At 74.1% G+C, this 11,284-nt stretch carries 12 protein-coding genes; 7 read left to right on the top strand and 5 right to left on the bottom strand.

Features of this window, described 5'->3' with window-relative positions; all coding sequences use genetic code 11:
• Positions 1 to 85 precede the first annotated feature (85 nt).
• Complete coding sequence (locus ACFV4F_RS31185; protein ID WP_380507490.1) at positions 86 to 928, top strand: carbohydrate ABC transporter permease; 843 nt, start codon at positions 86 to 88, stop codon at positions 926 to 928.
• Between the two features lie 18 nt (positions 929 to 946).
• On the opposite strand, the gene ACFV4F_RS31180 is transcribed toward ACFV4F_RS31185, so the two are convergent.
• Positions 947 to 1,705 carry a DeoR/GlpR family DNA-binding transcription regulator gene (locus ACFV4F_RS31180; protein WP_380445145.1) on the bottom strand — a complete coding sequence of 253 codons (759 nt, stop codon included), beginning with the start codon at positions 1,703 to 1,705 and terminating at the stop codon, positions 947 to 949.
• A 433-nt stretch (positions 1,706 to 2,138) separates the two neighbouring features.
• Between ACFV4F_RS31180 and ACFV4F_RS31175 the strand changes: the two genes are divergently transcribed.
• Entirely contained in the window at positions 2,139 to 3,437 is a 1,299-nt protein-coding gene (locus ACFV4F_RS31175; RefSeq protein ID WP_380507485.1) for a hypothetical protein, read from the top strand.
• 47 nt (positions 3,438 to 3,484) lie between these two features.
• Here ACFV4F_RS31175 and ACFV4F_RS31170 read toward each other — a convergent pair whose 3' ends face one another.
• Together ACFV4F_RS31170 and ACFV4F_RS31165 are read right to left on the bottom strand one after the other, a co-directional pair.
• The gene (locus tag ACFV4F_RS31170; RefSeq protein WP_380507482.1) at positions 3,485 to 4,243 is read right to left on the bottom strand and encodes a maleylpyruvate isomerase family mycothiol-dependent enzyme; all 759 of its coding nucleotides are present in this window, start codon (positions 4,241 to 4,243) and stop codon (positions 3,485 to 3,487) included.
• A 45-nt stretch (positions 4,244 to 4,288) separates the two neighbouring features.
• Positions 4,289 to 5,626: an aldehyde dehydrogenase family protein gene (locus tag ACFV4F_RS31165; protein WP_380445141.1), complete on the bottom strand. Its 1,338-nt coding sequence runs from the start codon at positions 5,624 to 5,626 to the stop codon at positions 4,289 to 4,291.
• A gap of 180 nt (positions 5,627 to 5,806) precedes the next feature.
• Here ACFV4F_RS31165 and ACFV4F_RS31160 point away from each other — a divergent pair, with 180 nt between their 5' ends.
• The 3 genes from ACFV4F_RS31160 to ACFV4F_RS31150 all read left to right on the top strand — a co-directional run bounded on the left by ACFV4F_RS31160 (position 5,807) and on the right by ACFV4F_RS31150 (position 7,553).
• Positions 5,807 to 6,463: a TetR/AcrR family transcriptional regulator gene (locus ACFV4F_RS31160; protein ID WP_380499115.1), complete on the top strand. Its 657-nt coding sequence runs from the start codon at positions 5,807 to 5,809 to the stop codon at positions 6,461 to 6,463.
• A 119-nt stretch (positions 6,464 to 6,582) separates the two neighbouring features.
• Positions 6,583 to 6,777 carry a DUF1918 domain-containing protein gene (locus ACFV4F_RS31155; protein WP_359959525.1) on the top strand — a complete coding sequence of 65 codons (195 nt, stop codon included), beginning with the start codon at positions 6,583 to 6,585 and terminating at the stop codon, positions 6,775 to 6,777.
• Between the two features lie 50 nt (positions 6,778 to 6,827).
• The gene (locus ACFV4F_RS31150; RefSeq protein ID WP_380507479.1) at positions 6,828 to 7,553 is read left to right on the top strand and encodes a DedA family protein; all 726 of its coding nucleotides are present in this window, start codon (positions 6,828 to 6,830) and stop codon (positions 7,551 to 7,553) included.
• On the opposite strand, the gene ACFV4F_RS31145 is transcribed toward ACFV4F_RS31150, so the two are convergent.
• Positions 7,550 to 8,290, bottom strand: a complete 741-nt coding sequence (locus ACFV4F_RS31145) for a PIG-L deacetylase family protein (protein WP_380507476.1) — start codon at positions 8,288 to 8,290, stop codon at positions 7,550 to 7,552. The two genes, ACFV4F_RS31150 and ACFV4F_RS31145, sit on opposite strands and share 4 nt — an antisense overlap.
• Before the next feature lie 170 nt (positions 8,291 to 8,460).
• On the opposite strand from ACFV4F_RS31145, the gene ACFV4F_RS31140 reads away from it, so the two are divergent.
• Positions 8,461 to 9,480 (top strand): zinc-binding dehydrogenase, encoded by a 1,020-nt coding sequence (locus ACFV4F_RS31140; RefSeq protein WP_380507473.1) that lies wholly within the window; start codon positions 8,461 to 8,463, stop codon positions 9,478 to 9,480.
• Positions 9,481 to 9,564: 84 nt separating this feature from the next.
• Positions 9,565 to 9,966, top strand: a complete 402-nt coding sequence (locus tag ACFV4F_RS31135; RefSeq protein ID WP_380445136.1) for a MerR family transcriptional regulator — start codon at positions 9,565 to 9,567, stop codon at positions 9,964 to 9,966.
• A 110-nt stretch (positions 9,967 to 10,076) separates the two neighbouring features.
• On the opposite strand, the gene ACFV4F_RS31130 is transcribed toward ACFV4F_RS31135, so the two are convergent.
• Complete coding sequence (locus ACFV4F_RS31130) at positions 10,077 to 11,282, bottom strand: MFS transporter (RefSeq protein ID WP_380507488.1); 1,206 nt, start codon at positions 11,280 to 11,282, stop codon at positions 10,077 to 10,079.
• Positions 11,283 to 11,284: the final 2 nt, after the last annotated feature.

Raw genomic sequence — 11,284 nt, 5'->3', positions numbered from 1 at the left:
ACGACGTCGCCGAATCCGCCGCCATGTCCGTCGTCAACTTCGCCGCCGTCATCGTCATGGTGCTGCTCTTCCTCAAGGTCAGCCGCTGGAACGAGGAGCAGGGCCAGTGAAACGCTTCGACCCCCGTACCCTGCTGCTGGCCGCCTCCGCCTGGGCGCTGGCAGCGCTGTTCCTGCTGCCGTACCTGGAGATGCTCGTCACGGCGGGCCGCCCGGCCGGCGAGCTGCGCGACAACGGCTACCTGCCGGGCCGCTTCGACTGGTCGTCGTTCACCGCGGTGTGGCGGGACACGACACTCGGCCAGAACCTCCAGGTGACCCTGGTGGTCGCGGGCGGCTCGACGCTGCTGGTGCTGCTGGTCGCACTGCCCGCCGCGTACTACACGGCGCGGGTCCGCTTCCGGGGGCGCCGGGCGTTCCTGCTGCTGGTGCTCGTCACGCAGATGTTCCAGCCGACGGCGCTCCAGGTGGGCCTCTACCGCGAGTTCTACGCGCTCGACCTGCTGGACACGGTCCTCGTGCTGGTGCTCGCCAACGCCGCGTTCAACCTGGCGTTCGCGATCTGGATCCTCAGCGCCTACATCGCCTCCATCCCGGTGGAGCTGGAGGAGGCGGCCCGGATCGACGGCACCGGGCGGCTGGGCGCGCTGTGGCGCGTCACGCTGCCGCTGGCGCTGCCGGGGGTGGTGACAGCGGTGATCTTCACGTTCATCGCGGCCTGGAACGAGTTCATCATGGGCCTGACCCTGACGACCTCCCCGGACCGGCAGCCGCTGACCGTCGGGATCAACAACATGATCGGCGCCTACAGCGTGCAGTGGAACCAGGTGTTCGCCGCGTCGCTCGTCGCGATCGTGCCCGTCGTCGTCCTGTTCGCGGTGATCGAACGGCACGTCGTCTCGGGCCTGACCGCCGGCTCGGTCAAGTAACCGCCCCGGCAGCGGCGTTCACACCCGCTGGACGCGCACCCCGCAGTCCGCGATGGCCTTCTCCTGGGCGTCCGTCATGCCGGTGTCCGTCACGATGTCGTGCACCTCGGCGAGCGGGCAGATCGACGCGAAGGTGACCCGGCCGACCTTGGTGCTGTCCGCCAGGACCACCGAACGCGCGCTGCCGCGCAGGAACGCGCGGTCGGTCTGGGCCTCCATCTCGTCGTGCGTCGTGCAGCCCTCGTGCGGGGTGAGGCCGTCGACGCCGACGAACGAGACGTCGAAGTGGTAGTGGGAGAGCATCCGTTCGGCCGCCGGGCCGATCAGCTCGTAGCTCGCCGAGCGGGCGATGCCGCCGATCACCACCAGGCGGATCTCGGGGCGGACGATGAGCTCGGCCGCGACGTTGACGGCGTTGGTCACGACGGTGACGCCGCCGCGCTCGGCCAGCACCCGGGCGAGCTCGCTCGTCGTCGTGCCGCCGGTGAGGCCCACGACCGCGCCCTCGGGCACGAGTTCGGCCGCGGCGCGGGCGATCCGGCGCTTCTCCTCCTGCTGCTTCTCGCTGCGGTGCCGCAGCGGCAGTTCGAGGTTGACCGCCCCGGTGACGGCCCCGCCGCGGGTGCGGTGCAGCAGACCCTGGTCGTGTAGCTCCTGGAGGTCCCGGCGGACCGTGGCCCCCGACACCCCGAGCAGCCCGGCGAGCGCGTGCACGTCCGCGCTTCCCGCCTCCGAGATGTGGGACAGGATCCGTGCGGCGCGATCAGCTTTGAGCATGACCGGAGTGTAGCCCCGGGGCACGACACCTGCGCAGCCCTGGGCGATTCCCGAACGACCGGCCGGACAGCCCGGGATCGCGACCTGCGCGAAGCTGCGCAATTTGCCATGGACTGATCAATATCGAACACGGCGGGACGTCCGTCCATTACCTGCGGAGCGCCAGCCACCCGGCCGTCACACTGACCGCGGGTCCGAGCAGCAGGACCAGCCGGCGCGGGCGGGACTGGAGGGTCAGGCGGAAGCCTCCTACCCGGAACTCCAGGAACGGGCGCGGGGAACGTCGCTTTCGGCGCACTCGAATCTCCGTAGACGGTACCAACGGGGGACGGTCCCATCACAATGGCCAGCACGGTGGTTGCGTCAGGTCGCAACGGCATCGTGCGTCGGCCCGACGCAAGATGCCGGCCGCACAACATGGAGGAGGCACGGCGTGACGCGGGAGCAGATGCCCGCACCACGGGGGTTGTCCCCGCTGGACGAACGGCTGTCGGAGCCGGAGCGGCGCTGTGCGCAGCGTCTGCGGGAGTTGCGGGGACGCATCGGGCTCTCGTCGGAGGAACTGGCCGGGCGGCTGAGCGGCGACGGACTGCGGGTCGACCGGACCCGCCTGTCGAAGTTCTTCAACGGCCGTGAGGTGCCCCGCCGGGAGCTCGCCGCGCGGCTCCACGAGCTGATCGCCGAGCAGGAGGGCACCTGCGTGTCCCCCGAGGAGGTCGCGGCGACCCGAGCGTTGATGTACGCGGCGGCCCGCGCGCGAAGCCCGCTCCAGGCCCGCGAGTTCGAGCTCGCCGACGCGCGTGAGGACCTCGATCTGCACCGCGCCCAGGCGCTCCGGGAGATGGACGGCCTCCAGCAGGAGCTCCGGGACGAGCGCGAGCTCCGGCGGAACGCGGAGGAGGCCCTGGAACACCTGACCTCCCGGAGCCGGGAGGAAGTCCGCGGGTTGACCGAGCAGCGGGACGCCGCTCTCGACCGCATCGCGCAGCTGGAGGACCAGATCCGCCAGGCCGGAGCCGTCCTGCGCCTGCGCGAGGTGTACGCCCGGACCCTCGACGAGCTCACGCGCGCGACGAACGCCGAGCTCGAACTGCGGGAGAGGGGCGGCACGGGCGATCTGACGGGCATGTGCGAGGCGGTCTCCTACCTGCGGGACGCCGACCAGGACGAGGCCGCGGACAACCTCATCGAGCAGGTCGCGCTCGGCCACCCGGTCCGCGACGTCATGGCCCTCGCCCGGGAGTTCAGGGACCGGCGCCGCCTGCACGACGGGATCACGGTCGAGTACGCCCTCGCCTGCGTGCGCCGGCCGATCGACCTCTTCCGCTGGATCGCCGACCAGGACGAGCCGAGCGGGGAGCGGTCGGGCCTCCTGACCGCCATGGCCAGCTCCGCGCCCGTCGGGCACCTCGTCCGGTTCCACAAGGCTTGCGAGGAGCACGGGAACGCGGGTCTGGGCATCGATCTGCTCCGGGCGATGGCCAGGAATCAACGGACGGTCCCGGAGGACGACGACGGCGACGACGACTTCTGGACGACGGACCTCCGGAACCGCCTCGCGGGCTACCTGCAGGCGGCCGCCGAGGCGGAGCACGCGGCTACCGAGGCGGAACAGCCTGCGACCGGGGCGGAGCAGCCGGCGGCGGGGCCGGAGCAGGCGTCGACCGGGGCGGAGCAGCCGGCCGCCGTGCCGGCCGTGCCGGACGGGCCGATGAGCGGCGCGAACGCCTGAGGCGACCGGCGGTGGGGTCCGCCGACCGGCGGACCCCACCTGGCCGGTCAGAAGGCCGAGTTGGCGAACCAGAGCGCGAGCAGTGCCTCGTCGCCCGCGACGGCGACGCCCTCCGAGGCGCGGTCGACCCGGCCGTACAGGAGGAGCAGCAGGTCGGCGGCGGTGGCGGAGACGGTCGCGTCGGCCGGGACGTGCGCGGCGTCGCGGTCGAGGCCGAAGCCGTCGGGGCGGAGGCGGACGAGCCAGGTGCCGTCGCCGTCGGTGCGGGCGAAGCGGATGGTGCGGTCCTCGGCGCGGAGCTCGGCGGTGCCCGGGGCGAAGAAGGCCGCGTACGGCAGGTTGGTGAGGAACTCGTCGACGCCGTCGGCGGCGAGCTCCGGGGCGATGTCCGCCTTGCCGCCGAGGGCGAGCTCGGCGTCGACGCGGTGGACGAGGGTCTCGAACAGCATCCGGCGCACCCAGAAGCGGGCGTGCTGGTCGGCGCCCCAGGCCCACATCGGGGCGTCGAGGTCGGTCGCCGCGAAGGCCCCGCCGGCCTCGGCCGCCGCGTCGGCCAGCCAGTCGGGGAACGCCTCGGCCCGCCCGGGCAGCTTGAGGTCCACGTCCCGGCTGGTGGGCCGCGCCTGGATCCGCTGCCGCAGCAGGACGGTGAACCAGCGCTGGACGCTGCCCGCGTGCTGGACGAGGTCGGCGAGGGTCCACCCGGGGGTGGTGGGCACCGGGGTGGCCGGGTCGGCGGCCCGCACGGCGCCGACGAAGCGGGCGGTCTCGGCGGCGACGGCGGCGCTGTGGTCGAGCGGGGTCATCGGTGTGGTCTCCAGGGAGGTGGAAGGGGTGAGGGGCTCAGGGGCTCAGACGAGGGGCTTGTCGACGACGGCCTTGAGGTGGCTGAACGTGTCGATCGAGTACTCGCCGTGGTAGCGGCCCATGCCGCTCCCGCCGACGCCGCCGAACGGCAGCTCGGGCATCGCCAGGTGCAGGACCGGCAGGCCGAAGTTGAGCGCGCCCGACGACGTCTCCTCGGCCAGGCGGCGCTTGGTCTCGGCCGACTCGGTGAAGGCGTACAGGGCGAGCGGCTTGTCGCGCTCGTTGATGAAGGCGATCGCCGCGTCCAGGTCGGGGACGGTGAGGACGGGCAGGATCGGGCCGAAGATCTCGTCCTGCATCACCGGGGCGGTGGGCTCGACGTCGGCGAGGACGGTCGGGGCGAGGTAGCGGGCCGCGCGGTCGTGGGCGCCGCCGGTGACCGTCCGGCCGTCGCCGAGGAACGCGGTGAGCCGATCGAAGTGGCGCTCGCTGACGATGCGCCCGTAGTGCTCGGCCGCGGCCGGGTCGTCGCCGTACAACTCGTGGACGGCGGCGGCGAGTTCCTTCTCCAGCTCGGCGGCGGTATCGCCGACGGCGAGCACGTAGTCCGGGGCGACGCAGGTCTGGCCGGCGTTGAGGAACTTGCCGCGGGCGATCCGGCGGGCGGTGACGGCGAGGTCCGCGCCGGGCTCGACCACGACCGGGCTCTTGCCGCCGAGTTCGAGGGTGACCGGGGTCAGGTGCCGGGCCGCGGCGGCCATGACGATGCGGCCGACGGTGCCGTTGCCGGTGTAGAAGATGTGGTCGAAGCGCTGCTCCAGCAGCGCGGTGGTCTCCGGGACGGCGCCCTCGACGACGGCGACGGTCTCGCCCAGGTAGCGCGGCAGCAGCTCGGCGATGGCCGCGGAGGTGGCCGGCGTGAGCTCGCTGGGCTTGACGACGGCGGTGTTCCCGGCGGCCAGGGCGCCGACCAGCGGCGAGAGGGCCAGCTGGAGCGGGTAGTTCCACGGCGCGATGATCAGCACGACGCCCAGCGGGTCACGGACGACGGTGGCCTCGGCGGGCCGGAACGGCTCCGGGACGGCGGCCGGGCGCGGGCGCAGCCACTCGGCCAAGTGCGCGACGGTGTGGTCGAGTTCGTTGAGCGTGAAGCCGATCTCGCTGCGGTAGGACTCGGCGGCGCTCTTGCCGAGGTCGGCGCGGAGAGCCTCCTGGAACACCTCGGCCTGCTCGGTGAGCAGGGCGCGCAGGGCGGCGAGCCGGTCGAGGCGGTCGGCGAGCGGGCGGGTGCGGCCGGTGTCGAACGCGGCCCGCAGCCGGGCGACGGCGGCGGGGATGTCCTCGGCGGAGGCGTGGGCGGAGGGTCCGGACAGTGCGGTCATGGGGTTCTCGCGGTCCTTCGGGATGGCTTGCGCACATCGATGTTTCATCACTTGAAGCAATACCGACGCTAGACGTGAAAGGTTGAGTTTGTCAATCATTTCCCCGGGGCCCCGCGCGGGGTCCCGCCCCTCCCCCCGTTGATTCGCCCCCACCTGGCCGAATGCGGCACAGTGAGCCCTATGAGCGCGAACACGTGGAGTCACGTACCCCCCGGACGGCGCAAGCCCGTCCAGCAGCGCAGCCAGGAGCGGTACGGCCGCATCCTGGACGCCTGCGCCGGGCTGCTCGACGAGGTCGGCCCCACCGCGCTCACGACCAAGGAGGTCGCCGCCCGCGCCCAGGTGCCGATCGGCACCCTGTACCAGTTCTTCGCCGGCAAGGAGGACCTGCTCGCCGCGCTCGCGAGCCGCAACCTCGACCACTACCTCCAGCGCCTGGACGGCCGGCTCGCGCAGGCCGCCCCGGTCGGCCCGGCCCGCTTCACCGACCTAGCGGTGGAGGAGTTCGTCGCGATGAAGCGCGCCGTGCCCGGCTTCGGGCAACTCGACTTCGGGCTCGCCGGAGCCGCCGTCCCGTCCGGTCTGCGCGACGAACGGCACCTGCTCGACGCGGGCGTGGACAACAACACCGCCGTCGCGCTGCGCCTGCAGGCGCTCGGCGGCGAGCTCTTCGCGGCGAGCGACCCGGCCGCCCTCACGCTCGCCCTGCGGGTGGCACTGGAGGCCGCCGACGCGGTCCTCAAGCTGGCCTTCCGGGGCGACCCGGACGGGGACCCGGCGCTGATCGCCGAATGCAAGCGGTTGGTGCGCAGCTACCTGGCGGAGCAGCTCGCGTAGCACCACGCGGGCCCCGTCCCGTCCCGTCCGCCCGAGCCGTTGCGGGGCCGCTCACCGCGCAGCACAGTGGAAGGCAGACCGGCCGCCGACGCGGCCACCGCGACCCGAGGAGCAGACCCATGCACGCGGCAGTAGGTGACCAGCTCCACATCCACAGCAGGTCGGTGGGCATGACGGACCAGAAGGGCGAGATCATCGAGGTGCGCGGCACGAACGGCGAACCGCCGTACGTGGTGCGCTTCGAGGACGGCCACGAGGGACTCGTCTACCCGGGCCCCGACTGCAACATCGAACCCCGTCTGGCGGACCGCTGACCGACGCGCCCGCCGCCCCGCCCCCGACCCGGGCGAGGTGGTGAGGAGCGGTGTCCACCCCCGCGACCCCGCTGCCCGGGGCACTGGCCGGGCTCGCGCCGCTGCTGGACCACTACGGGTACCTGGCGGTGGCGCTGCTCGTGCTGCTCGACAACTGCGGCATCCCGGTGCCCGGGCAGACCATCCTCGTGCTCGCCTGCGTCTACGCCGGCACCGGGCACCTCGACTTCGCCGCCGTCCTGGTGATCGCCTTCGTCGCCGCGACGCTCGGCAACTCCCTCGGCTACCTGATCGGCAGCACCGGCGGGCGCGCGTTCGTCCACCGCTGGGGCCGGTACGTGCTCCTCACCCCCGCCCGGATGGAGCGCGCGGACGGCTTCTTCGCCACGCACGGCGGGAAGGTCGTCGCGGTGGCCCGCTTCGTGGACGGGCTGCGCCAGACCAACGGCATCATCGCCGGGACCACCGAGATGCCCTGGCGGCGGTTCGCCGTCTTCAACGTCATCGGCGCGGCGCTGTGGACGGCCGCGTGGGGGACGTTCGGGTTCGTCGCCGGCGCCAACATCGGCACGGTGTACCGCACGGCGATCCGCTACCAGCTCTGGTTCGCGGTCGGGCTCGGGGTCCTCGTCGCCGCCCTCCTGGCGCGCCAGGTGGTTCGCTACCGGCGCCGGCGCCGCGAGGACGCCGAAGACGCCGAGGGCTCCGAGGGCTCCTCCGAGGGCACCGAGGGCACCGAGGGCGGCACGAACGAGGACGGCACGAACGCGGACTAGCGCAGCGGGAACACCTCGAACGGCACCGCGAAGCGCACCCCGAGCCGGCTGCCCGCGCCCCGGCCGAAGCCCTCCAGGAACTCGCGCGGGTCCGCCATCGGGCCGCCCAGCCCGGCGAGGTACGCCTTGTGCTCCCGCAGCGAGGCGACGCCCAGGTCGAAGGTGTCCGTGGTGTCCACCGCGTGCCGTGCCCCCGGCGAGGCGGCCGCCCAGACCTGCCGGACGCCGTTCCACGGCTCGTACCCCTCCTCGGCCAGCTCGCGGAACACCCACCGGTTGCCCGCGTCCCGGACGGCGTCCAGGGTGGCCCGGCCGACCGCGACGTGGTCCGCCTGGTTGAGCATCGTCCCGCCGTACGTCTCGCGGAAGTTGCTCGTGATCACGATGTCCGGCCGGTGCCGGCGCACCGCGCGGGCGATGTCGCGGCGCAGCGGCAGCCCGTACTCCAGCACGCCGTCCGGGTGGCCGAGGAACTCGACGGTGTCGACGCCGACCACGGCCGCCGAGGCGATCTGCTCGGCCTCGCGCAGCGGCCCGCACTCCTCGGGGCCCATCGAGTCGATACCGGCCTCGCCGCTCGTGACCATCACGTAGACCACCTTCTTGCCCTGCCCGGTCCAGCGGGCGACGGCGGCGGCCCCGCCGTACTCCATGTCGTCGGGGTGCGCGACGACGGCGAGCGCCGTCCCCCAGTCCTCGTCGACGGGCTCGAACGGCTCGGGCGCCTGCTCGTTCATGGCGGTACTGCCTCTCGGTGCGACTCTGGATCTCGTACACGCGTTCCACGGCGACTCTAGAAGACGGCCCGTCAGAGCGCTTCCCGGGCTTGCCCCTGACCCGCACGTCAGGGTTTAGCGTCCCGGCACCGCGGCGGAGAGCCCGCCGCGCCCGCCCGAGGAGGCCCGCCATGGCCCTGCCCGCCACCACCCGCGTCGTCCGGCTGACCGCCGACCCCGCCGGACTGCCCGAACCCGGGCACTTCGCCGTCGTCGAGGAGCCGCTGCCGGCCCCCGGACCGGGCGAGGTGCTGGTCCGCAACCGGGCCTTCCTGGTCTTCCCCGGCCTGCGCACCCTGATCGGCCGCGAGGCCGGCGGCCTGCCGCTGCCCCCGATCCGGCCCGGGGACGCGCTGTTCGGGCCGGCCCTCGGCGAGGTGCTGACCGCGCCCTCGGACGGCCCGCTGCGCCCGGGTGACCTGGTCACGCACATGCACGGCTGGCGGGAGCACGCGGTCGCGGACGCCACCGCGTTCACGCCCGTCGACGCCGGCCTGCCGGACCCGGTCGCCCTGCTCTCCCCCGGCGTCGCGGCTTACGGCGGGCTGGCCCGCACGGCCGGGGTGCGGGAGGGCGACGTCGTGCTGGTGACCGGCGCGGCGGGGGCGGTCGGCAGCCTGGCCGGCCGGGTGGCCAGGCTGCTCGGCGCGGCCCGGGTGATCGGCACCACCGGCTCGCCCGCCAAGGCCGCCCGGCTCACCGCCGAGTTCGGCTACGACGCCGTGCTGGTGCGCGGCGGGCGGCCGTTCGCGGAGCAGCTCGCCGGGGCCGCGCCGGACGGGATCGACGTGCTGCTGGACACGGTCGGCGGCGAGCAGCTGACGGCCGCCGCGGCGGCGGCCAGGCCGGGCGCGCGGTTCGCCCTGGTCGGGGCGCTGTCGGGGCAGCTCGCGCCGGACGGGCGGGGCGGCACCGCCCCGACGGTCCTGGACGGCCTCCCCTTGATCGTCAAGGGCGTGACGCTGCGCGGATTCCGGGGTGCCGACCACCCGGGCCTCGACGCCGAGTGGCGAGAGCGCTTCGGCGCCTGGCTGCGCGCGGGCCTCATCTCCTTCCCGCACACGCGGATCGCGGGCATCGATCGGGCGCCGGCGGCGTTGCGTCGGTTGATCGACGGGGACGCCTTCGGGGCCCTGATCGTCGAGCTCTAGGCGCGCTGTAGGCGGCCGGCAGTCGACCTGCAGGCGACCTGCAGGCGAGCGGTGGACGTGCACGGTGACGGCGGGAGGACGGGAATGCGGATCGGCGACGCCGCGGCGGCGGCGGGCACCACGCCCAGGGCGCTGCGCTTCTACGAACAGCGGGGCCTGCTCAGCCCACCGCCCCGCTCGCCCTCGGGCCAGCGCGAGTACGGCCGGGCCGAGATCGTCCGGATCCGGGCGATCCGGGAGCTGCTGGCACTCGGCCTGACCGTCGAGGACGTCGCCGCCCGCGCGCACCGGCTCGACCTGCTCGACACGGACGCGCCGCACCGCTGCGCCGGCGAACCGCCGGCACCGGAGACCTTCGCCCCGGTGGTGGCCCGCCGACTGGCCGCGCTGGACGCCGAGATCGCCCGGCTCACCCGCCTGCGCGACCGGCTGGCCCGGCACGCCATCACCGGGACCGCCGTCGGGCCGGCCCCGGCGGACGGCTGAGCGCGGACGGCTGAGCGCGGGCAGCTGAGCAGGGGCGCCGCGAAACGTACTCGCCCGGCACGTCCACGACGGGGGCGTCGGCGTGCCGGGCGAGGTTCAGGAGGCGACCGTCAGGTCGCGTCGGGGGCGAGGCGGGCGTCGAGCGGGTCGGCGGCGGCCGGGGCGGGCCACTGGATCCGGAGGGCGCACAGGGAGACGACCCCGGCCGAGGCCGCGACGGCGGCCATGCCCCAGACCAGGCCGGCGCCGTCGGCGATGAAGCCGATCACGGCGGGGCCGGCGAGGAGGCCGGTGGTGCCCATGGCGGCCACCAGGGACAGCGCGTCGGAGCCCCGGCGGGCCGCGGCGACGTAGACGCACGGGGTGACGGCGGCGACACCGAGGCCGACGCACGCGAAGCCGAGGAGGGTCGGCACCACGCCGCCGGAGAGCAGCGCGAGGGCGAGGCCGGCGGCGGCCAGCAGGCTGCCGGCGCGGACGATCCGGCCGTCGCCGAAGCGGGTGCGCCAGCCGTCGGCGAAGATCCGGGCGAGCACCATCATGACCGAGACGACGGCGATGCCCAGCGGCGCGATGCCGGCGCTCGCCTGGACGACGTCCTTGAGGTAGAGCGCCGACCAGTCGTTCATGGCGCCCTCGGTGACGGTGCCGAAGACCATCGCGAGGCCCATCCACAGCGTCGCCATCGCGGGGAGGGCGAACCGGCGGCGGTCCTTCTTCCCCGGGGCGGCCTCCTCCTGGGCGGCGGGGTCCTCCGCCAGCAGCGCCGGGCGCGCGAGCGCGACCAGCGCGGCCAGCACCGCGACCGCGACACCGAAGTGCACCGCCATGGTGTCGGTGGCCGCGGTGACGGCCGAGGCGAGCAGCGCGGCCAGCAGCGAGCCCGCGCTGAACGTCGCGTGCAGGCGGGACATGGTCGTGCGTCCGAAGCGGGCCTCCAGCGCCGCGCCCTGAGCGTTCATGGCGACGTTCAGGCAGCCGACCGCGATGCCGTCGCAGAACAGCACCAGCAGCGTGACGGCGTAGTTCGGCACCGCCGACAGCGCGAGCAGCACCCCGCCGAGCGCCAGCGCGGACAGCACCGACAGCAGCCGGGAGCCGACCCGCCGCATCAGCACGGCGACCAGCGGGAAGGACACCGCCGCGCCGACCCCGCAGGTCATCAGCAGCAGCCCGATCTGCGCCTCGCTCAGGTCGAGCCTGGCCTTGAGCGCGGGCACCCGGGAGACCCAGGTCGCGTACTGGAAGCCGAGGACGAAGAACAGTGCGGCGATGGCGAGTTGGTGCCGGCGGAAGTCGTCGCGGACGCGGATCATGT

Source organism: Kitasatospora sp. NPDC059722, assembly GCF_042733235.1.
Classification (GTDB): domain Bacteria; phylum Actinomycetota; class Actinomycetes; order Streptomycetales; family Streptomycetaceae; genus Kitasatospora.
This window is presented reverse-complemented; position numbering and strand designations above follow the sequence as displayed.